This is a genomic window from Streptomyces rapamycinicus NRRL 5491 (genome assembly GCF_024298965.1).
GTDB lineage: Bacteria > Actinomycetota > Actinomycetes > Streptomycetales > Streptomycetaceae > Streptomyces > Streptomyces rapamycinicus.
In genome coordinates this window covers 12346304-12366234 of record NZ_CP085193.1, presented here as the reverse complement: position 1 = coordinate 12366234, position 19931 = coordinate 12346304, and the positions used below count along the sequence as shown (strand labels likewise).

General features: G+C 68.8%; 15 protein-coding genes and 6 pseudogenes. 10 read left to right on the top strand and 11 right to left on the bottom strand.

Annotated elements, in window-relative coordinates:
* Nucleotides 1–136: 136 nt before the first annotated feature.
* The 4 genes and pseudogenes from LIV37_RS51100 to LIV37_RS51075 all read right to left on the bottom strand — a co-directional run.
* Nucleotides 137–433 (bottom strand): annotated as a pseudogene (locus tag LIV37_RS51100) (urease subunit gamma); the annotation flags it as partial.
* A gap of 655 nt (nt 434–1088) precedes the next feature.
* Nucleotides 1089–1535: a patatin-like phospholipase family protein gene (locus tag LIV37_RS51090; RefSeq protein ID WP_338060275.1), complete on the bottom strand. Its 447-nt coding sequence runs from the start codon at nt 1533–1535 to the stop codon at nt 1089–1091.
* A 20-nt stretch (nt 1536–1555) separates the two neighbouring features.
* A complete protein-coding gene (locus LIV37_RS52985; protein WP_020874897.1) occupies nt 1556–2731 on the bottom strand; it encodes a carboxylesterase family protein in 1176 nt (391 codons plus the stop codon).
* A 247-nt stretch (nt 2732–2978) separates the two neighbouring features.
* Nucleotides 2979–3623: a dihydrofolate reductase family protein gene (locus LIV37_RS51075; protein WP_020874896.1), complete on the bottom strand. Its 645-nt coding sequence runs from the start codon at nt 3621–3623 to the stop codon at nt 2979–2981.
* Between the two features lie 514 nt (nt 3624–4137).
* Here LIV37_RS51075 and LIV37_RS51070 point away from each other — a divergent pair.
* Together LIV37_RS51070 and LIV37_RS51065 are read left to right on the top strand one after the other, a co-directional pair.
* Nucleotides 4138–4329 carry a helix-turn-helix transcriptional regulator gene (locus LIV37_RS51070; protein WP_020874895.1) on the top strand — a complete coding sequence of 64 codons (192 nt, stop codon included), beginning with the start codon at nt 4138–4140 and terminating at the stop codon, nt 4327–4329.
* On the top strand, nt 4319–4726 hold the full coding sequence (locus tag LIV37_RS51065; RefSeq protein ID WP_020874894.1) for a DUF2178 domain-containing protein: 408 nt from the start codon (nt 4319–4321) through the stop codon (nt 4724–4726). Before LIV37_RS51070 ends, LIV37_RS51065 begins: the two co-directional genes overlap by 11 nt.
* A gap of 236 nt (nt 4727–4962) precedes the next feature.
* On the opposite strand, the pseudogene LIV37_RS51060 reads toward LIV37_RS51065, so the two are convergent.
* Together LIV37_RS51060 and LIV37_RS51055 are read right to left on the bottom strand one after the other, a co-directional pair.
* Nucleotides 4963–5212, bottom strand: a pseudogene (locus LIV37_RS51060) (MBL fold metallo-hydrolase); the annotation flags it as partial.
* Nucleotides 5118–5798 (bottom strand): annotated as a pseudogene (locus LIV37_RS51055) (zinc-binding dehydrogenase). The pseudogenes LIV37_RS51060 and LIV37_RS51055, both read right to left, overlap by 95 nt.
* On the opposite strand from LIV37_RS51055, the gene LIV37_RS51050 reads away from it, so the two are divergent.
* Nucleotides 5721–5894, top strand: a complete 174-nt coding sequence (locus tag LIV37_RS51050; RefSeq protein ID WP_243146583.1) for a hypothetical protein — start codon at nt 5721–5723, stop codon at nt 5892–5894. The pseudogene LIV37_RS51055 and the gene LIV37_RS51050 overlap by 78 nt on opposite strands.
* 17 nt (nt 5895–5911) lie before the next feature.
* Here the strand turns inward: LIV37_RS51050 and LIV37_RS51045 are convergent, their stop codons facing one another.
* The 4 genes and pseudogenes from LIV37_RS51045 to LIV37_RS51030 form a co-directional block, all read right to left on the bottom strand.
* Complete coding sequence (locus LIV37_RS51045; RefSeq protein ID WP_020874891.1) at nt 5912–6535, bottom strand: enoyl-CoA hydratase-related protein; 624 nt, start codon at nt 6533–6535, stop codon at nt 5912–5914.
* A 184-nt stretch (nt 6536–6719) separates the two neighbouring features.
* Nucleotides 6720–6890: pseudogene (locus tag LIV37_RS51040) on the bottom strand (transposase); the annotation flags it as partial.
* A 135-nt stretch (nt 6891–7025) separates the two neighbouring features.
* Nucleotides 7026–7886 carry a glycoside hydrolase family 16 protein gene (locus LIV37_RS51035; RefSeq protein ID WP_020874890.1) on the bottom strand — a complete coding sequence of 287 codons (861 nt, stop codon included), beginning with the start codon at nt 7884–7886 and terminating at the stop codon, nt 7026–7028.
* Between the two features lie 224 nt (nt 7887–8110).
* A pseudogene (locus tag LIV37_RS51030) lies at nt 8111–9395 on the bottom strand (CoA transferase).
* Between the two features lie 235 nt (nt 9396–9630).
* Between LIV37_RS51030 and LIV37_RS51025 the strand changes: the two are divergent.
* From LIV37_RS51025 to LIV37_RS51015, 3 genes and pseudogenes are all read left to right on the top strand, one after another.
* Nucleotides 9631–10845, top strand: a pseudogene (locus tag LIV37_RS51025) (IS110 family RNA-guided transposase).
* A gap of 365 nt (nt 10846–11210) precedes the next feature.
* Nucleotides 11211–12008, top strand: coding sequence for an electron transfer flavoprotein subunit beta/FixA family protein (locus tag LIV37_RS51020; RefSeq protein ID WP_121826380.1), 798 nt, complete (start codon nt 11211–11213; stop codon nt 12006–12008).
* Nucleotides 12009–12021: 13 nt separating this feature from the next.
* Nucleotides 12022–12984 carry an electron transfer flavoprotein subunit alpha/FixB family protein gene (locus tag LIV37_RS51015; protein WP_121826655.1) on the top strand — a complete coding sequence of 321 codons (963 nt, stop codon included), beginning with the start codon at nt 12022–12024 and terminating at the stop codon, nt 12982–12984.
* 134 nt (nt 12985–13118) lie between these two features.
* Here the strand turns inward: LIV37_RS51015 and LIV37_RS51010 are convergent, their stop codons facing one another.
* Nucleotides 13119–14315, bottom strand: coding sequence for an IS110 family RNA-guided transposase (locus LIV37_RS51010; RefSeq protein ID WP_167525938.1), 1197 nt, complete (start codon nt 14313–14315; stop codon nt 13119–13121).
* A gap of 276 nt (nt 14316–14591) precedes the next feature.
* Between LIV37_RS51010 and LIV37_RS51005 the strand changes: the two genes are divergently transcribed.
* The 4 genes from LIV37_RS51005 (at nt 14592) to LIV37_RS50990 (ending at nt 19916) form a co-directional block, all read left to right on the top strand.
* Nucleotides 14592–15935: an MmgE/PrpD family protein gene (locus tag LIV37_RS51005; RefSeq protein WP_121826382.1), complete on the top strand. Its 1344-nt coding sequence runs from the start codon at nt 14592–14594 to the stop codon at nt 15933–15935.
* Between the two features lie 108 nt (nt 15936–16043).
* Nucleotides 16044–17540, top strand: a complete 1497-nt coding sequence (locus tag LIV37_RS51000) for an aldehyde dehydrogenase (RefSeq protein WP_020874884.1) — start codon at nt 16044–16046, stop codon at nt 17538–17540.
* Nucleotides 17541–17559: 19 nt separating this feature from the next.
* Nucleotides 17560–18717: a zinc-binding dehydrogenase gene (locus LIV37_RS50995; RefSeq protein ID WP_020874883.1), complete on the top strand. Its 1158-nt coding sequence runs from the start codon at nt 17560–17562 to the stop codon at nt 18715–18717.
* Nucleotides 18714–19916 (top strand): CaiB/BaiF CoA transferase family protein, encoded by a 1203-nt coding sequence (locus LIV37_RS50990; protein ID WP_020874882.1) that lies wholly within the window; start codon nt 18714–18716, stop codon nt 19914–19916. The genes LIV37_RS50995 and LIV37_RS50990 overlap by 4 nt, the downstream gene beginning before the upstream one ends.
* The last annotated feature ends 15 nt before the right edge of the window (nt 19917–19931 follow it).

The following is a 19931-nucleotide window of genomic DNA, read 5'->3' as shown; positions in this document are numbered from 1 at the left end:
ACCGGGAGACCGCGTCGTCGATCTCGTCGCGGCCTACGGACGAGTCGCCGCAGTCGACCGGGGAGCCTGGCCTGCGGGGCGGCTGGGGGTGCTCGACCTTGCCCGGGTAGACCTCGCTCTCCTCTGCGCCCTCCGGAATGGGGTCGTGGATAGTGACCAGTTTTGTACCGTCCGGGAAAGTGGCCTCCACCTGGACGTTCTTGATCATCTCCGGGACGCCGTCCATCACCTCATCACGAGTGAACAACCGCCGTCCCGAGTCCATGATGTCGCTGACCGTCCTGCCGTCGCGCGCCGCCTCGAAGACGTGCTCCGTAAGCAGGGCCATCACTTCTGGATAGTTGAGGCGCAGCCCGCGCTCGCGGCGCCTTTGTGCGACGTCGGCCGCGACATGGATCAGCAGGCGCTCCCGTTCATGCGGAGTCAAATGCACGATGAGCCATTTCTCTTGGTCGGACAGTGCATGCGGCCAGGCACGCCGGAGATCACGAACACATCCCCCAAACCGGCAACCGGGCACTCCTCGATCATCAGCAGACAAGATCTGCGAAACGGCCAAACCATGGATAAACCACACAACCTGATGAATCCGCAAGGCGATAGTCTGACCATGTATTCGGTGCGCGAGTCGTTTCGAGGTGGCTGCGGGAGTCACCAAGACGGCGGACCTGGATGCTCTGGCCAAGCAGCGCACGCCACTCAACGGATCTTCGACCGGCTGGGCTGGTGGATGAGCACGGTGCCGGCGCCACTCGCCACTCTTACCGCCCACAGCAGGAAACACCCTGCTGAAACGATCCCCCATTTACACTGCGCACCCGCTGCACTTCTGCTGAGCACGCCAGCCCGTCCCGCACCCGCCAGTACAGCCGCTCGCTCGCGTCCGCGGCCAGCACCTGCCGGTCTCCTCATACGCCTCCGCGAACCGCAGACCCCGGGCCGGGCCGCGCAGCAGCGCGGGAGGCGCGGGCTTGCGGATCACGTCGATCGCCGCGGCCCAAGCCGGACGCCCCGCAACCATGCTCAATATCGGCCTCCCCACATCGTCCAAGATGCGAGGAAGCGGGCGCAGGGCGATCCGGAGCCTCTCAACCGCGATCGGTGGCGGGCCGCCAACGCGCGCGTAGTTCCTCGGCTGCCGCGCCGGCCCGGGCCTTGCCGGCCTGGTAGGCCGCTGTCCACGCTTCAGGGTCGCTCCGCTCGGCGTCCAGCAGGCGCGCCGTGCCCGGATCGGCGGCCACGAGGTGGGCGCCGTCGGTCGTGGAGCGGGGGTGGCGGTGGGCGAGCGGGTCGATGACCACCACGGTATGGGCGCCGGTGGCCAGGTCGGTGTTGGTGCCGTCTCGCAAGGCGCCGTCCAGGTAGCGGCGGCCGTCGACGGTGACGGGCGGCTCGGCTCCGGGGAAGGCGCTGGACGCGGCGACCGCGCGCACCAGTGGGACGCCCGCGGCCGCGTCCCACACGATCGGCTCGCCCGTCTCGGCGTCAACGGCCGGGATCAGCAGAGGCTGCCGCGGCCAGCTCTCGGCGCCGATCAGTGCGGCGCGCTGGGCGATCAGGCGGTTCTCCGCCTGATCTTGGAGCCGCCGGCCGACTCGCCGGCCAGTGTCACGTTGTGCGCATCGCCGCCGAAGGCGCCGATCTCGGCGCGGACCCGGCGCAGTGCCGCCTGCTGATCGGCCAGGCCGAAGGTGCCGGAGCCGGGCAGACCGCTGTGGGCGAGGAAGCCGAGGGCGCCGACGCGGTAGTTGACGGTGACGACCACGACGTCGCCGCGGGTGGCCATACGGTGGGCGCCGTAGGAGCTGCCCGCTCCGGTGGTGAAGCCGCCGCCGTGCAGCCATACGATCACCGGCCGGGGGCGTGCCGATGCCGCGCCATCGGGCGTGGTGACGTTCAGATGGAGACAGTCCTCGCTGAGGCTGCCGCCGGGCACCTCGCCCGGCGGCTGCGGGCAGGGGTCCGCGGGCCGGGTCGCGTCCCGTGTCCCAGCCGGGTCCACCGCGGTCGGCAACGTGCCGATGGCGCCGGTGTTGTGGAGATGCACGGTCACCCCGGTCGCACGCACCGTCTCGGCCAACTCCTCCAGGCGCGCCAGCCAGGGTCCCGGCTCCCGCTGCTCCCCCGCCGCGTCTTCCTCCGCATCGGGGCGGAACACGCGGAGGGGCAGGCGCAGTTCGCCGAGCGCGGAGCGGGCGCCGGTCTCGATGGCGCGCAGTGCCTGGCGGGCCTGTTCGGGCTGCCGGGTGAACACGGCGGCGGCGCTCGCCTGGATGACCATAACCGACAGGGTGTGTGCCACGACGTCGTGCACCTCGCGCGCGATCCGGGTGCGTTCCTCCACCACCGCCCGGCGCGTCTCCGCCCTGATGCGTGCCTGCTGGGCCCCGCGCCACCGGCCCGCGGTCCAGGTCAGGACCACCGTCAGGAGGTATGCCGTCAGACCCGTGGGGCCGCCGGCTGCGAACGCAGGCGGCGCCGGCAAGCACATCGCCACCAGTGCCCGTACCGAGACCCGGCGCGGCCTGGTGGCCGACAGCACGCACAAAGTGACCTGCGCCGCGAGCAGAGCCCCGGTCAAGGTCACCACAGGCAGCAGCACCCACACCACGAGCCCGGTCGCCGTGTTCACGGCCAGGACGGCGACCGGGACGCGCGTCTGCCACCGCAGGGCGCCAGCCTGCGCCAGGACCGCTGACGGCTGACGGCTGACGGCTGGACGGTCGGCCACCGCTCTCGTCCTGGGACCGGCCGGTGATACCGCGCAGCGGGCCGGCCCAGCAGCCCGCTACCGGGCAAGCAGCGTTTCGGCGGTGGAGGGGTGCTCAGGCGCGCCGTGGTCCCGGGGCGTTCCTGTTGTGGCCAGGGGTTCGGCCTTGAGCTCACGGCGGGCCGTATCCGGGCCTCCCACAACTTACGTGTTCATGTACCGAAACGCTCGCATCGACCGTACTGGGATCCCGGAGCACCCCCTCGCGTCATTTGCGCCAGAACAGGTGATGCCTCACGCCGCTTGGACTGGGCACGACCTCGAGATGAAACCGGTCGAGCAGTTCATCGGGCGACTCCCAGAGGCGGAGGCCGGACCCGAGCTGCACCGGCGAGACCGCCACATGCATGGTGTCGACCAGGCCGGCATCAAGGAACTGCCGGACGGTGGTGACCCCGCCGCCGAGCCGGACATCCCTGCCCCGCGCTGCCGCCCGTGCCCGTTCCAGGACCGTGATCGGGTCGCCGCCGACGAAGTGGAATGTGGTGTCGGAGAGCGTGATCGATGGACGCTCATGGTGGGTCATGACGAACACCGGGGTGTGGAACGGGGGCTCCTCGCCCCACCAGCCGCACCAGTCATGGTCGTTCCAGGGTCCGCGCTGGGGGCCGAACTTGTTGCGGCCCATGATCTCGGCGCCGACGTTGCGTGCGAAGTCCCGCGTGAAGTAGTCATCGAGACCACGGCTCCCCCCGGGGTCGGTACGCATGGGCCAGCTCGCCGTCGCGCCAGCCCAGGCGAACAGCCTTTCGGGATCGGCGCAACCGAACGGGCTCTCGAGGCTCTGATGCTCACCGGCACCGATTCCCTCACTTGAGACGTTGAAGTTCATCACTCTCAGCAGCTGATCCACGTGTTTCCTCATCGTCCTGTTCGAATCCTCGTGCGGCGAGGTGCCCCACATCAGGACGTCGAACGAGACGTGGCCGGATCGACAGCGGACCGCAGCTTTTCCCCAGGTGTGCCCGGCACGACCGGTCACGTGCGGCATTCGGCAGCATCCCGATACCCGGTGGCGCGGCGCCCAGTCGGCAAAAAGGGCACGCCAGTGGCGCCCCCCCGGGGGAGGCAGCCCGTCAGGCTGCGTGCGGCTTGACGGGCTGCCTCCCCAGCGGACGTCCCCGTTCTCGCTGCGCACGCGGGCGCGTTCCGTGCGCCGTGCGGTCAGCACGCCCCGATGGCGAGCCTGGGCATTGCGCCGGCACAGGCACACATCCACGGCCCTGGGGGGTGCCCTTACGGAGCCGGTTCACACCCCACAGAGCGCGGACGGGTCGAGGGGACAACCTCGAGGAGTTCCTTCGCCAGACCTCCAGCGATGTAAAGGTCACTTGACACACCCCGGATGTAAAGCCTACTTTCCACATATGCGGAACGAGGTACGCCAGCTGCGCATCGTCAAGGGGCTCTCCCAGCAGGAGCTGGGGCGGGCGCTGGGCGTCTCCCGGCAGACGGTCAACGCCATCGAACAGTCTCGCTATGACCCCTCGCTGCCCCTGGCGATCCGTATGGCCCGGTACTTCGGTAAGACAGTTGAGGAGATCTTCCATGTCGACTGACCACAAGCCAGAGACCACCCGCGGCCAGCGCTGGGCCGTTCCAGCCGTGGGGCTGGCCATGGGTGTCGTCTACATCGCGATCTTCCTGGCCCGGAACGACCCCGGAATGGCTGCCGGCGGCTTCGCCGTCATGGCCACCTATGTGCTGATCCTCGTCATGGCCTCGCGCCGGTCGGAGTCCGCCGCGCTGCTGCGCGGTCAGGCCACGGACGAGCGCCGCCGAGCCATCAACCAACGCGCGTCCGCGTTCACGCTGAACGTTCTCGTGCTGGTGCTCCTGGCCGGCTTCGTGACCGAACTGATCCGCGGGCACAGCGGTCACCCCTGGGATGTGCTGTGCGGGGCAGGCGGCGTGACCTACATCCTCGCCACCATGTACTTCTCACGCCACGGCTGACCGGCCCGCGGACACCCTGGACAGCGGCGGCCACCGCGGCGGTGCCGGACCGCAGCAGCGCCGCATCCACGCCGGGGGCAACGCGCACGCGGACGACGGCCGCATCCGGTACGACGGTTACCCGGCCGACTTCTCGTGCGGGAACGGCCCGCGCCGAGTCACGATCCGTTCCCGTACGTGCGGTGCTTCGCTTCCGATGGTGGTGCCTTCGCCGTGCCTGTGCGTATGTCGGTCTCTGGTGCCCCGGTGCGGGCCGCGAGCTCGGGAACTGCGTTGATGTGATCATTGTGCGCGTGGGGGCAGACGATGGCACGCAGTGTTGGCTCTCCCACTGCCTGAGCGGTGGCATCCGCGTCGTGGGCGGCGTCGGATGACGGTCACTTCGGAGTCGTCACCGACGATCCACACGTTGTTCTCGACGTCCCAGGTATGCCTGCTCCACGTCACCGAGCGCAATGGTCTCGGTGACGAAGGCGTCCAGGTCAAGACGGCCCTGGAGGTGGAGATCGACGAGCATGGGGAAGTCCCGGGAAGGCAAGCAGTCGCCGTGCCAGGAGGACTTCGACCGCGTCGATGACGACATCGGCGCCGAAGCCGCCGGTCAGTTCGCGCACGGCCGTCACGGGGTCAGCGTTTCGGAAGTTGGCGGTGTGAGTCGCCCCCATCGTCTGTGCGGTCTGGAGCTTTCGGCGGTCGATGTCCACCGCGATGATCTTTGCCGCGCCGGCGAGCCGGGCTCCGGCGATCGCGTCGTCCCCGACGCCGCCGCAGCCGATGACAGCGGCTGAGTCGCCGTGCCCTACATTGCCGGTGTTGATCGCTGCTCCAATGCCGGCCACCACGCCGCAGCCCAGGAGTCCTGCGACCGCTGCTTCGGCTGCCGGGTCGACCTTGGTGCACTGTCCGGCCGCCACGAGCGTCTTCTCGGCGAAGGCGCCGATGCCGAGTGCCGGCGAGAGCAGGGGAACTCGTCGCTGATACCACCTTCGCGGTAGTGCAGATCGGTGTGGCAGACCCCGCAAGCCTGGATTTCCACAACGACCTCGCCGGGACCGGGGTCTGGAATGACGATGGTCTCGACGGTGACGGGCTTGCCTTGGGCAAGGGCGACAACACTCTGCCGGGCGGGCCGCCGCGCGGCGGGAGATTCAGAAGCAGTGGGGAATGAGTTGAGCTGGGGCCGTTCTATTCGGGGGTGAGATAGCTCTGGTCGGTTCGGCCGTCACCGAACCGGCGCAGTTGCTCCTCCACGCCCGCGACGGCGATCCGCCGGATCCTGGCGAGGTCAGGTGCGGCATCGACGTCGGCAAGGGTCTGCATGGCGTCACGGATCGTGGCGGCACCGACCTCGGACCACAGGGACAGCAGTCGGTGGGCGCACCGCTCGCCATACTCGGCGTCCGGCACAACGGCGCTGATGTGGTTACGGTGCGCGGCGTCCCGGGCCGCGATCGGGACAGTACTCAGGGCCACCTCGCGCACGAGTCGCGAGGTGTGGCGCGTACCCAGCAGCCCGATCGCGAACGAGGGGACGACGCCCCGGCTCGTCTCGGGCAGTCCGAAGGAGGCTGCCGGGGTTGCGAGGGTGAAGGCGCTGGTCAGCGCCACCGCGGCAGCGAAGGCCCGGGCGTCGCCGTCGACGGTGCTCACGACCGGTGTTCGACGTGTCGTCCACCGGTCGAAGCACGCGGTCAGCTGGGATGAATCCGGCCAGTGCACGGCTATCGAGGGTGTTCGCTGGGCGGGGCACGCGATCGTGATGGCGGCACGGCCGCCGTCGATGGCCAGCCAGATGCCGCTGCCGGGCACGGTCTCCGCGGCGTCGGGCTCACCGAGGTGCTGGCGGCGAGCCAGTCCGTGGTGACCAACGGGTCGGAAGGAGAGTGCTCTGACTATTCATACTGGCCAGTGGACTGTAGTCGGCACCAGATCGCGAGTTTTTGTGCCAAACCAGCAGATCAGGTGGGCCCCATGACGGGTTGGCTATATCCGTCGCGGATGTGTGGAAGACCCGTTGGAGTCCGCGGTGATATCGCTTCGGCCGGTGGAGGTTACCGCTGACGCGTCGGGAGTCCCGAGGCGCGGGAGCGAGGCCTGCGAAGCCTGCCAAGCGGTCGGAGGTGGTGAAGAACGCCAGGTCGCCGTGAGTCGCTGCCAGAAACTCACCCCGAGTGTCCCTGGCCCCGGACGGGCCGGAGGACGACTCCTCCCGCCGCTTCTCCGGAGGACGACCCCGCACGTGGGTGTCCGTCCCGCACGTGGATGCGCGCCGCACGGGGCGCGCATCCACGGGGGAGCATCAGCGCGGCAGGGTTGTCGAGTCGATGTAGGCGGTCGTGGCAGACTGCGGCTGCTCATGAGCGGGGCCGTCCAGCGGGTCCCAGGAGTTCGTGTGCCAGACGTTCTGCATGAAGGCCGAAGGCTTATGCGGGATGCGGTTCGCCGGGCCCCGGTAGTCCCACAGGATGTTCTTGGTGCCGTCGTCGTTGTACGTCCAGAAGGTCACCGAACCGGGCTGCCAGTCGAACATGTACGTATGGAACTGGGTCGCCGAATTGAACCCTTCGATCGGTGTGACGCTTTCCGGGCTGTTCTCGCCCTCCTTGGGGTCCGTGCACTGCCCGCCGAGCTGAGTGACGAAGCAGTTGTACAGGACTTCCCCGGTGCGCATGTCGAGCGCCCGGGAGATCTTGCGGACCTGCCCGGTCGATTCGCCGTAGTCGGTCCAGATCGTCAGCCACAGTACGTGGGGCTGGGCGCACAGGACTTCGACGTCGATCTCGTCGTTGTCGGGCACGCCGTTGCCATTGGCGTCGGAATGGTCCGCGGCGTAGGTGAACGTTCCCGTGACCACCCCGACGCGCCCCTGGCCCGTACAGACCGCCGTACGGATACGGGTGCCGTAGGTGCCGTATCCGTAGCTCTTGTCGTTACTGGCGATCTCCACCCCGCCCCCGGGGCCCGCTGCCGGCTTGGGGTTGAGCCGCATGCGCAGCGCCTTGCCGTCCTCGGCGCCGGTTTGGGAGACCGGTTCGGGGCTGCCGCCCGGCGCACCGGTGCTGGAGAAGTAGGGAGAGTCACCGACCCAGTTTTCGACGACGAGTGGTGCCGCACTTGCGGGGGCGGTACAGACGACGAAGGCCGCGACAGCGGCTGTCACCGCTAATCTGCGGCCGGTGCGTGGCGTCCGGGGGTTCATAGCTCTCCTCGGGTGTGGGGGTTCCCGTTGTGTGCGGGTCGGCACGACAGCCAGTCCGCGGATAGTGGCTGAGAGGATCTCGGCTGGCGGGACGGCGGTGCCGTCATGGCGGCAGCCCGACCGGGATGAGTGCACGGTGGCGTACCCGAGTGCTGGTCCCGCCCCCCGACCATGATGCGGCCATTTTACCCGCCCCACGCGTCGAGACCACCATGGGACATCAACTGGGAGGCGATCACACCACGCTGGATCTCGTTGGTGCCCTCTCCGACAATCATCAGCGGAGCGTCACGGAAGTAGCGCTCGACGTCGTACTCCGTGGAGTATCCGTAACCCCCCGCGCACCCGCATCGCGTTAAGTGCGATCTCCATGGCCACCTCGAAGGCGAACAGCTTCGCCATGCCTGCCTCCATATCGACCCGCCGTCCGGCGTCGGCCTCACGTGCCGCGTGCAACGTCAGCTGCCGAGCCGCGCTGAGCTTGATCGCCATGTCCGCCAGGTAGTTGCCGACGGACTGGTGTCGCCAGATCGGCCTGCCGAAACTCTCCCGCCCCCGGGTGTAGTTCAGGGCGTCCTCCCGTGCTGCCCACCGAACTCACAGTGCTCGCACGGCTACTTGGATCCGGCCGGTCTCCAGCCCCCTCATCATCTGCGGGAACCCCTTGCCCTCCTGGCCCCCGAGCACGGCGTGGGCGGGGACGCGGAAGTCGCCGAAGGAAATCTCACAGCTTTCGGATGACCATTCGCGCTCATTCTGCACCGACAGCAGCAGCGGCTGTTTTCCCTCGTAGCGGGTGTAGTAGGCGGCTGACCCATCCACTCGGCGAGGGCGTCGAACAGACGCACCTCGACGGCGGGTACCCGGCCCATCGTGGCCCGGGTGTACAGCGCGGACAGAATCCCGGAGTAGGCGTACATCCCGGCTGTCATGTCGGCGATCGAGATGCCCGCCTTGGCCGGCTCCGATTCGCTGCCGCTGAGCGAGACCACTCCCGTCTCACACTGGATGAGCAGGTCGTAAGCCTTTCGGCCGGCCAGGAGCCGCTTGCTGCCGCAGCCGGAGATGTCACACACCACCAGGGACGTGTGCACCCGCCTCAGGGAGTCCGCGTCCAGTCCCAGCCGGGCAGCCGCGCCGGGCGCGAGGTTCTGGACGAACACATCCGCCCCGTCGGGCAGGTCGTCGAGGATTTTCCGTCCGGCCTCGGACTTGATGTCCAGGCTCACGGACTCCTTGGACCTGTTGAGCCAGACGAAGTAGCTCGCCTGCCCGCGCACGGATTCGTCGTAACGCCCCGCGAAGTCGCCGCTCTCTGGCCGTTCGACCTTGATGACCCGCCGCGCCGAGATCCGCCAGCTGCCGGGTGGCGAACGGAGCGGCGACGGCCTGCTCGAGGCTGACGACGGTGATGCCCTCAAGGGACAGACCGCTCCCTGAGCTCTCCGAGGACCGGGCGAGGGACACCATGGCTTCCATACCTTTCTTCGTGGGTTGATCCGGGTCATTCGTAAGATCGGGACACCCAGGGATGCTGGGTGTGGCTGCCATGGTTGAGCCGTTGTCGTGGCTTGGAAGGATTGGCCGCCCGGCATCCCGCGACGACTCGGCTGCTGATTGGGATGCGCGAACCGAATCGCTCGTATGGACGTGACAGCGAGGTCGTCTGCTGGGACAGCACAGGAGAACGACGAGGGAGGGTCTGGTGCCCGACTTGTGGGCAGGGACAGACGCGGGCAAGGCCGAACACCACTGCACCGTGATCGACACGGACGGCACCAAGGTGCTCTCGCGCCGGGTGCCGAACAACGAGGACGAGCTGCTGCAACTGCTCGGCGACGTCTTGGCCCTGGCCGACGGCGACCCCGTCACTGGGCGGTCGACCTCAACGCCGGCGGGGCCGCACTGTGTGGATCGCCCTGCTGGTCAACCACGGGCAGCGGCTGTTCTACACCCCCGGCCGGACTGTCCACCACGCCTCCGGCTCCTACCGGGGCGACGGCAATAGCGACGCGAAGGACGCCTTCGTCATCGCCGACCAGGCCCGCATGCGCCGCGACCTCCAGCCCTTGCAGGAGACCAGTGAGATCGCGGTCGATCTGAAGATCCTGACCGCCCGCCGCCTGGACCTGTCTGCCGACCGCACCAGGGCGATCAACCGGCTCCGAGCGCAGATCCTTGAGTACTTCCCCGCTCTGGAACGGGCCTTCGACTACAGCACGTCCAAGGTCGCGCTCATCCTGCTGACGGGGTACCGGACCCCGGCCGCCCTGCGCCGGATCGGCCGCGCCCGGCTGACGGTCCGGCTCAAGAACCACGGCGTCCGCACACTCAGGACTGCCAAGAGCGCCGCCGACACCGCGGTCACCGCTGCCGAGGCCCAGTCCACCGTCGTCCCCGGGGAGAAGACCGCCGCGAGGATGGTCCACACCCTGGCCAGGGAGGTGATGGCCCTCGACGAGGAGATCTCCGAGCTCAACGCCCTCATCGAGGGCCGGTTTCGCGAGCATCCCGACGCAGAGGTGATCACCAGCATGCCCGGCATCGGCGACATGCTCGGCGCCGAGTTCATCGCCGCGACCGGCGGTGACATGACCGCCTTCGGCAGCCCCGACCGGCTCGCAGGCGTCGCCGGACTCGCGCCCGCCCCCGCGACTCGGGCAAGGTCAGCGGCAACCTGCGCAGGCCCAGACGCTATAGCCGCCGACTGCTGCGCATGTTCTACCTATCCGCCCAGGTCGCCGCGATGCACTGCCCCCAGTCCAAGACCTTCTGCCAGCGCAAACGCGCCGAGGGAAAGTCCCACAAGCAAGCCCTCCTCGCGCTGGCCAGACGCCGCCTGAACGTGCTCTGGGCCCTGATACGCGACCACCGGACCTTCGAGGCCGTCACCCTCAGCCCTGCCGCCAGAGCGGCATGACCCAGTCACAAGGCGTCGCCGCCCCGGCTTGACAACGTCATTGGGAATCCTTCCCTGAGGTGGGCGGGGTCCGCTGGAGCGCACCCACTGCCAATAATTTGTACGGTCAAAATGCGAGTACGGTCAACCCCCGACTGTCGGCGGATGTCCGGTTCTCAGCCGCACAACGGTTGACAGGACGGAGGTTGCCTCACAAACTGAGCCGCAGATTCATACGGACAAATATTGCCGACGGTGAACGGTACGAGCGAGACCCGCAGGGAGCCGTCTTGACGATCGACCGGCCACTCCTCGAACTCGCCCGTCGCCCGCTGTTCCTCGCCGGTCGCCGCGGCCCGCACCCCCCCCCGTTCAGGAGAAGCGCAATGAGTTTCCGCCTTGTCGTTACCGTGAAGTATGTGCCTGACGCCGCAGCCGACCGGCGCTTTGCCGATGACCTGACCGTCGACCGGGACGACGCGGACGGGCTGCTGTCGGAGCTGGATGAGTACGCCGTGGAACAGGCGCTGCGGATCGCCGAAAGCCGGGGCCAGAACGGCGACGATGCCGAGATCACGGTGGTCACGGTGGGGCCGCGGGACGCGGAGGACGCGCTGCGCAAGGCTCTGGCGATGGGTGCCGACAGGGCCATCCATGTGGAGGACGAGGCACTGCACGGCACGGACGTGATCGGCACCTCACTGGTCCTGGCGAAGGCGATCGAGACGGCCGGATACGACCTGGTGGTCTCCGGAATGGCGGCCACGGACGGCGCGATGGGCGTGGTGCCGGCGCTGCTGGCCGAACGCCTGCGGGTGCCGCAGATGACGCTGCTGTCCGAGATCTCGGTCGAGGACGGCACGGTCAGGGGCCGCCGGGACGGTGACACCGCCTCCGAGTGGCTGGAGTCATCGCTGCCAGCGGTGGCCTCGGTGACGGATCAGTCGGGTGAGGTCCGCTACCCATCGTTCAAGGGGATCATGGCGGCGAAGAAGAAGCCGGTCGAATCCTGGGGTCTGTCGGATCTGGGCATCGATGCGGATGCGGTGGGCCTGAGCGGGGCCTGGACGACGGTGGACTCGGCGGCGGAGCGTCCGGTGCGTTCGGCTGGGACCGTGGTCGAGGACGGCGGTGTGGGGGGAAAGCGGCTGGCCGAGTTCCTGGCGAGCAGGAAGTTCATCTGAGGAGGGCATGGCCATGACTGAAGTGCTCGTTTACGTCGACCATGTGGACGGCGCGGTCCGCAAGCCCACCCTGGAGTTGCTGGCGCTGGCCCGTCGCCTCGGTGACCCGGTCGCGCTCGCGCTCGGTTCCGGCGCTCAGGACACCGCCGTCGCCTTGGCCGAACACGGCGCGGTGAGGGTGCTCGTGGCGGATGCCCCCGAGTTCGCCGACTACCTCGTCGTGCCGAAGGTGGACGCCCTGCGGGCCGCCTACGAACGGGTGTCCCCGGCGGCGGTGCTGATGCTGTCGTCCGGGGAAGGGAACGAGATCGCCGCCCGCCTCGCGCTCCGTATCGGCTCCGGGATCGTCACCGGCGCCATCGACGTACGGCCCGGCGACGACGGCCTGGTGGCCACCCAGTCGGCGTTCGCGGCGGCGTTCACCCTCACTTCCCGCGTGACCAAGGGCGCACCGGTCATCACGGTCAAGCCGAACTCGGCGGCCGCGGAGGCGGCGCCGGCCGCGGGCGCGGTCGAGCCTCTCGCCGTCACCTTCGGCGAGTCGGCCACGGGCACCAGGGTCACAGCCCGTACCGCGCGGGAGTCGACGGGGCGCCCGGAGCTGACCGAGGCGGCGATCGTGGTCTCGGGTGGGCGCGGCGTGGGTGACGCAGGGAATTTCCACATCGTCGAGGCGCTCGCCGACTCCCTCGGCGCCGCGGTGGGTGCCTCGCGGGCGGCGGTGGACGCCGGCTGGTACCCGCACTCCCATCAGGTCGGGCAGACCGGCAAGAGCGTCTCCCCGCAGCTCTACATCGCCAACGGCATCTCCGGCGCCATCCAGCACCGGGCGGGTATGCGGACATCGAAGACGATCGTCGCGGTGAACAAGGATCCGGACGCACCGATCTTCGACCTGGCCGACTTCGGCGTGGTCGGCGACCTCTTCCAGGTCATCCCCCAGCTCACCGAGGAGATCAACGCCCGCAAGGGCTGAGTCACTCCCCGACGAGCTCCGTCCCCGGCACGCGTGCCGGCCCCTCGACCGGATAGGTGGGCCGCATGCCGCACCGGTGTCGACATTTCACGATGAATGTTCTCCTGGCCTGAAAGGACTTCCCAATCGTGATGTCAAGCCGCAGTCGTGACGGGAGGTGAACCTTGGTAGCACTGTCCGTCACGGATCATCGCCCACAGGACGTTGAGCCTGCGGCGGGCGAGCGCGAGCAGGGCCTGCTTGTGGCCCTTACCCTCGCTTCTCTTCCGCTGGTAGTACGCCTTGGACGCGGGGCATGTCGTGATGCTGACCATCGCCGAGAGGTACATCGACCGCAGCAGTCCGCGGTGGTAGCGCCGGGGGCGGCGCAGGTTGCCGCTGACGCGGCCGGAGTCACGGGGCCTGGGGGCAAGGCCGGCGAAGCCGGCCAGGCGGTCGGCGCTGCCGAAGGCGTCCATGTCACCGCCGGTCGCGGCGATGAATTCGGCGCCGAGCTTGGGGCCCATACCGGGCAGGCTACGGATCACCTCGGCGTGCGGATGCTCGCGAAACGTGGCCTCGATCAGGGCGTCAAGCTCGACGATCTCCTCATCAAGGGCCATCACCCCCTTCGCGAGGCGGACCACCATGGCGGCCGCCAGCTTCTCGCCGGGCAGTGCGGTCATCTGGGCCCGGGCGGCCTCCACAACCGTCTTCGCCAGCGCCGCGGCACCGCGGACCTTGCGGTTCTTCAGCCAGGTCTCGATCCGCTGGACGCCGGCGCGGCGGATCGCGGCCGGGGTCTGGTAGCCGGTCAGCAGCATCACCGGGCCTTTATTGACCAGGTCCAGCGACCGCTCCAACGCGGGGAAGATCTCCAGCAGTTGGGCGCGGAGCCGGTTGATCTGCCGGGTGCGGTCGAAGACCACGTCAAGGCGCCGGTTGGTCAGCGTGCGCAGGTCGACAGCGATCTCGTCACCGGGCCTCAGCAGCCCGAGGTCCCGGCGAACGCGGGCCTGGTCGGCGATGACAAAGGCGTCCTTCGCGTCCGTCTTGCCTTCGCCCTTGTAGGTGGCCGAGGCACGGTGGACTGCCAGGCCGGTCAGATAGGCCATCGGCTGATCGTGGCTGAGGAGCAGGCAGATCAGCAGGGCAGCTCCGCCGTGGTTGAGATCGACGGCCCACAGCACGTCCGCGGATATCGCCAGGACATCGCCGATGAGGTGAAGCAACTCGGTCTCATCGTTCAGGACCCGGCGCGACAGCAGCCGTTCGCCGTCCGCGTTGATCACCACGCAGTGGTGGTGTTCCTTGCCGATGTCCACTCCGGCCCAGATCTCGGGCACGGCCACCTCCGCCAGCTCGCCGTCTCACATGTCACCCGCAGACGACCTCGCCGACGTTGTCCTACAGCAGCGATCGAGTCGCGTCTCCCAATTGGCGGTCGAGTCGTCGCGGGGTCCCGGGCGGCCAAGTCCTTTGAGCCTTGCCAACGGCGCCCACATGCCAGCCATACCCAGAACCCCTGGGCCCTCCGATCTTACGAATGACCAGAGCAACCACCCTTGAAAGGTAGGACTCCTCATGTGGGGCAGCGGAATCGGCCCGTCAACCGTGGACGGCGTGGCATGACGGGCGTGGTGGAACGGCTCGGCGACTTCGCCGCCGGGATCGAGCTCGACCAGGTGCCGGCGGCAGTCGTCGCGCGTGCCCAGGACTGCCTCGTGCACGCCCTGGTCGTCGGTGCGGCCGGGGCGGGGGTCGGGTTCGGCGAGACGGCTGAGGCGGCACTCGGTGGTGCCGACTGCGGCGAGGCTCACCTGCTCGCCTCCGGCAGGACCGCGACCGCGCCGCTCGCCGCCTTCGCGAACAGCGCGCTGCTGCACGCCCGCGCTCAGGAGGACACCCACGGAACGTTCCACCCCGGGGTGGCGACGATCCCCGCGGCTCTCGCGGCCGCGGAGGCCGAGCGCGTGGACGGCCCGACGTTCCTGGCCGCGGTCCTGGCCGGCTATGAGGTGGGTACGGCGGTCTCCGACCCACTGACCGAGCGGACCACACCGCCGTTCCGGGCGACCGGCCTGTTCGGCCCGCTGGCCGCGGCCGCGGCGGCGGGACGTGTCCTCGGCCTGGGAGCCTCACCTCTCGCCTCGGCCCTGGGCCTGGCATCCGCCTTCGCGGGCGGTGGCAGCGAACCGTTCGCCGCCGGCACCGACGAATGGCATTACCAGACCGGTGTGGCCGCCATGAACGGCCTGCTCGCCGCGCGACTGGCCAAGGCCGGAGCGCGAGGCTCAACCAGCGCGATAGAGGGGCAGGCCGGGTTCCTCGACTGCTTCGTCCGAGGGCGGGCTCCACAGCCGGATGGGCTGGCGGCCGAACTCGGCCGCCGCTGGAGGATCCTGGACGTCACCTTCAAGCCCTACCCGGTTTGCGCGTTCAACCAGACGCCGGCCCTGGTCGCGGCACGGCTCGCCACCACGCATGGCGTCAAACCGGCAGACGTGGCCTCGCTGGTCGTGCGGATGAACGAGCGCGAGGCCGTCTATCCCGGGGTGGGTAGCAGTGGGCCCTTCCGGGAGGTGGCGCAGACGCTGATGAGCGTGCGTTTCGGCATCGCCGTCGCGTTGGCCGAAGGGCACATCACCTATGCGGCGCTGACCCGCTTCGACGACCCGACGCTGCTCGACCTGGTCGAGCGCATCGTCATCGTCCCGGAGGCAAGCCGCCCGCCGAAGACGGCCGCCGCGACGCTCACGCTGGTCGACGGACGGCAGATCCGGACGGCGATCGAGGACTCCTCCCAGGAACTGTCCTGGGACTCGGCTGAGGTGCGGGACAACGCCCGGCGGCTACGGCCGGAGACCGGGTTCACCGAGGAAGGGCTCGAGGCCCTGTTCGCCGCCGTCGCAGCGCTGCCGGAGGCGAACAGCCTGGACGGGCTCCTGGGAGCGGTCCTCTCACGCCGCTGAAACTTCCGGATACCGAGAAAGAACCCCGGCAGGGGGCCGCGGCGAATGCGGGCCTCCTCCTCGGACACAGAACGGACGCGGCCGCGCCGCGGGAAGGTGAAGTTTGAAATGTCACGTCGTGGAGCCGGTGACGTCGAGTACCGGCAGATGTACATCGGTGGCAAGTGGGTGGACGCCGAGACGGGAGAGACCTTCGGGACGGTCGACCCGTTCACCGGGAAGGTGTGGGCCAGGGCTCCGCTCGGCGGGGCGGCCGACGTCCGCAAGGCCGTCCGGGCCGCGACCGACGCACTGAGCGGGCCATGGGGCACGATGTCCGCCTCGGCGAGGGGCACCCTCATCCGGCGCCTGGGGCAGCTCATCGCCGAGCACACGGAGGAACTCGCCGAGATCGAGACCACGGACAACGGCAAGGTCATTCGTGAAACCCGGGGCCAGATGGCAGGGCTCCCCGCGACCTACGAGTACTTCGCCGGAGCCGCCGACAAGATCCAGGGGTCGACGATCCCCTCGCCGCACACCAACTTCTTCACCTACACCCGCCGGGAACCGATCGGCGTGGTGGCCGCCATCCTGCCCTGGAACAGCCCGCTGTACCTGCTGGCCAGCAAGCTCGCACCGGCGCTCGCCGCCGGCTGCGCGTTCGTGGCCAAACCGGCCGAGCAGACCCCGATGTCCACCCTGAAGTTCGCTGAACTCGTCGCGGAAGCGGGATTCCCCGACGGGGTTTTCAACGTTGTGACCGGTGCCGGAGCGACCGGTGCGGCCCTGTCCGCCGACCCCGGAGTGGCCAAGGTGACCTTCACGGGCTCCACGGCGACCGGAACGGCCGTGATGAAGGCGGCCGCCGAGCACATCGCGGATGTGACCCTCGAACTCGGAGGCAAGTCCCCCAACATCGTCTTCGCCGACACCGACATCGAAGCAGCCATGAACGGGGTCATGGCCGGCATCTTCGCCGCGACGGGGCAGACCTGCATCGCCGGCAGCCGGCTGCTCGTCGCCCGGGAGATCCACGACGAACTGGTCGGCAAGCTGGCCGAACGCATCAAGACGATCAAGCTCGGCGACCCGCTCGACACGGCCACGGAAGTGGGGCCCATCGCCTTCGACGGGCAGTTGGACAAGGTGTGCTCGTATGTGGAGATCGGCCTCGGCGAGGGAGCCACGTTGGTGTCCGGCGGACGCAGGCCGACCGAGGGAGACCTGCGCGACGGGTACTTTTTCGAGCCCACGATCCTCACCGGTGTGCGCAACGACATGCGGGTCGCCCGCGAGGAGATCTTCGGTCCTGTGCTGTCGGTCATCCCCTTCGACAGCGAGGAGGAAGCCGTCCGGATCGCCAACGACACCGCCTACGGCCTGGCCGCCGCGGTGTGGACACGAGATATCCAGCGCGCCCACCGCGTCGCCCACCAGCTCAACGCCGGATCCATCTGGATCAATTCCTACCGTGTGCTCGCCTACAACGTGCCGTACGGCGGCTTCCGGCAGAGCGGCATCGGCAGGGAGAACGGGCTCGAGGGCCTGGACGCCTACCTCCAGACGAAGTCGGTCTGGGTCGAGCTGACCGGCGCGAGCCGCGACCCGTTCAAGCTCGGCTGATCAATAAAGGAGTGATGGCATGTCGATCGAGACTGTTCCCAAGACCAGCCGCGCCGCGGTACTCACCGCACACGGCGAGCCCCTGGAGATCAGGGAGCTGCCCATTCCCACCGAGCTGGAGCCGGGAGCCCTGCTCGTCAAGATCGAGGCCGCCACGGTCTGCGGCTCCGACCTGCATCTGTGGGACGGGTCGCTGGCCGGCAGCCAGGCCCTCAGCCTGCCGGTAATCCCCGGACACGAGATGGTCGGCTCCGTAGTCCGCATCGGCGAGGGCGCGGAGCGTGACACCTTCGGTCAGCCGCTCCGGGCGGGCGACCGGATCTGCTTCACCCACGCGTCGTGCAACCAGTGCGAACACTGCCGTCTGGACAACCAGCCGACGCTGTGCGCCAACCGGCAGTACTACATGTTCACCAGTTGCGCCCAAGCCCCCTACCTCGTGGGCGGATTCGCCGAGTACTGCTACGTCTTCCAGAACTCGGGGCGGGTCAAGGTGCCGGACGAGGTGCCCACCGAGTGGGCCTCGGCCGCCAGCTGTGCCCTGCGAACGGTGGTGCACTCCTTCGACCGGATCGGCCGGCTCAACCCATGGGAGACCGTGGTCATCCAAGGGTCGGGCCCCCTCGGGCTGTTCGCCACCGCGCTCGCCGACCACCTCGGCGCCGAACGGGTCATCACCATCGGCGCCCCCGAGGACCGGCTGAAGATCGCCACCTCCTTCGGCGCCACCGACATCGTGTCCATCGCCGACGCCCCCGAACCGCAGGACCGTATCGACGCCGTCCGGGGGCTGCTCGGCGGGCGGGGAGCCGATGTCGTCTTCGAATTCTCCGGTGCGCGGACCGCGTTCACCGAAGGGCTCGGCATGGTCAAGGAGGGCGGCCGTTACATGGTCACCGGCCAGATCGACGGACCGGGCAAGGAAGTGCCGGTGCGTCCCGGCTTCATCACTCGTCAGCAGCTGACCATCATGGGCACCTGGTCGGGCCACATCGCCGAGTACCGCAAGGCACTGCAGTTCATGAAGAACACCCGGCGCCGCTACGACTTCGGCACGCTCGTACCCCACCGCTACCCGCTGGAGCAGGCCACCGAGGCGCTCACCCGCATGCGCGCCCAGCGGGACATCAAGCCCGTGCTCGTCCCCCACGTGACAGCGGCCCAGGTGTCGACATGAGGCCGCTCGACGGGCTGGTGGTCCTGGAGATGGGCCAATACATCGCGGCCCCGTACTGCGCCATGATGCTGGCCGACCTCGGCGCCGATGTCATCAAGATCGAGCGTCCGGGCACCGGCGACCCGCGCCGGTCCTACGATCCCCTGATCGAGGACAAGAACGGCCGGCTCAGCGGCGGTTTTCTCAGCTACAACCGCAACAAGCGGTCGGTGACCCTGGACCTCACCACCGAGGAAGGCCGCGCCGTCTACCGCCGGCTGGCGTCCCGTGCCGATGTCATCGTGGAAAACCTGCGTCCCGGCGCGGTCGACCGGCTCGGGCTCGGGTACGAGGTGCTGCGCCAGGACAACGAGCGGCTGATCTACTGTGCCATCAGCGGCTACGGCCGCTTGGCCGATCACCGTGGCGTCTACGCCGACCGACCCGCGTTCGACACCGCGATCCAGGCCATGGGCGGTCTCATGGCGGTCACGGGTGAAGCGGACGGGCCGCCGCTGCCCACGATCACCGGTTTCGCCGATCTCTTCACCGCCGTGCACGCCGCGTTCTCGGTGCTCGCCGCCCTGCAGGGCAGGGCCGTCACCGGACGGGGCACCTTCGTCGACCAGAGCATGTACGACTCGACGGCCTCGCTGCTCGAACGGGAGCTCATGCTCTGGGACTTCACCCGGCACGAGCGCCGCCGCGGAGTCGACGGCTACGCCCCGCTGGGTTCCCTGGAAGCCAGCGACGGGTACGTTGCCCTGATCATCCCCACGGACGAAATGTGGCGCCGGATGTGTGTGGCGATCGACCGTGAGGATCTTCTCGACCATCCGAAGCTCGATTCGGTGCTGTCGCGAGCCGAGAACTTCTCCTCACTGATACGTCCGGAAGCCGAACGGTGGACCCGTTCGCGCACCCGCAGCGAGGTCGTCGCGCGGTTTTCCGAGATCGGACTGCCCGCAGGCGTGGTACAGACCGTGCCGGAGATCTACGAGTGCCCGCACCTGGCGGCGCGCGACATGTTCCTCGACATCGACGACGCGTACGCCGGCCCGCGGCGGATGATCCGCACACCGGCGCTGCTCGACGGTTATGAGCCGCCCCTCCCCCATTCCGCTCCCCAGCTCGGCGAGGACAACGAGGAGGTACTGCGTGAGCTGGCCGAGGCCACGCCGCAGGACCTCGCACACTGGCGCCGGGCAGGCGTCATCTAGAAGCGGAGGCACACC

What these genes read in the sequence shown, in the direction of transcription:
- LIV37_RS51065 (WP_020874894.1), top strand. Translation starts at nt 4,319, where the DNA reads ATGTCGACTGACCACAAGCCAGAGACCACCCGCGGCCAGCGCTGGGCC.
- LIV37_RS51070 (WP_020874895.1), top strand. Translation starts at nt 4,138, where the DNA reads ATGCGGAACGAGGTACGCCAGCTGCGCATCGTCAAGGGGCTCTCCCAG.
- LIV37_RS51015 (WP_121826655.1), top strand. Translation starts at nt 12,022, where the DNA reads ATGACTGAAGTGCTCGTTTACGTCGACCATGTGGACGGCGCGGTCCGC.
- LIV37_RS51000 (WP_020874884.1), top strand. Translation starts at nt 16,044, where the DNA reads ATGTCACGTCGTGGAGCCGGTGACGTCGAGTACCGGCAGATGTACATC.
- LIV37_RS51020 (WP_121826380.1), top strand. Translation starts at nt 11,211, where the DNA reads ATGAGTTTCCGCCTTGTCGTTACCGTGAAGTATGTGCCTGACGCCGCA.
- LIV37_RS50995 (WP_020874883.1), top strand. Translation starts at nt 17,560, where the DNA reads ATGTCGATCGAGACTGTTCCCAAGACCAGCCGCGCCGCGGTACTCACC.
- LIV37_RS50990 (WP_020874882.1), top strand. Translation starts at nt 18,714, where the DNA reads ATGAGGCCGCTCGACGGGCTGGTGGTCCTGGAGATGGGCCAATACATC.
- LIV37_RS51005 (WP_121826382.1), top strand. Translation starts at nt 14,592, where the DNA reads ATGACGGGCGTGGTGGAACGGCTCGGCGACTTCGCCGCCGGGATCGAG.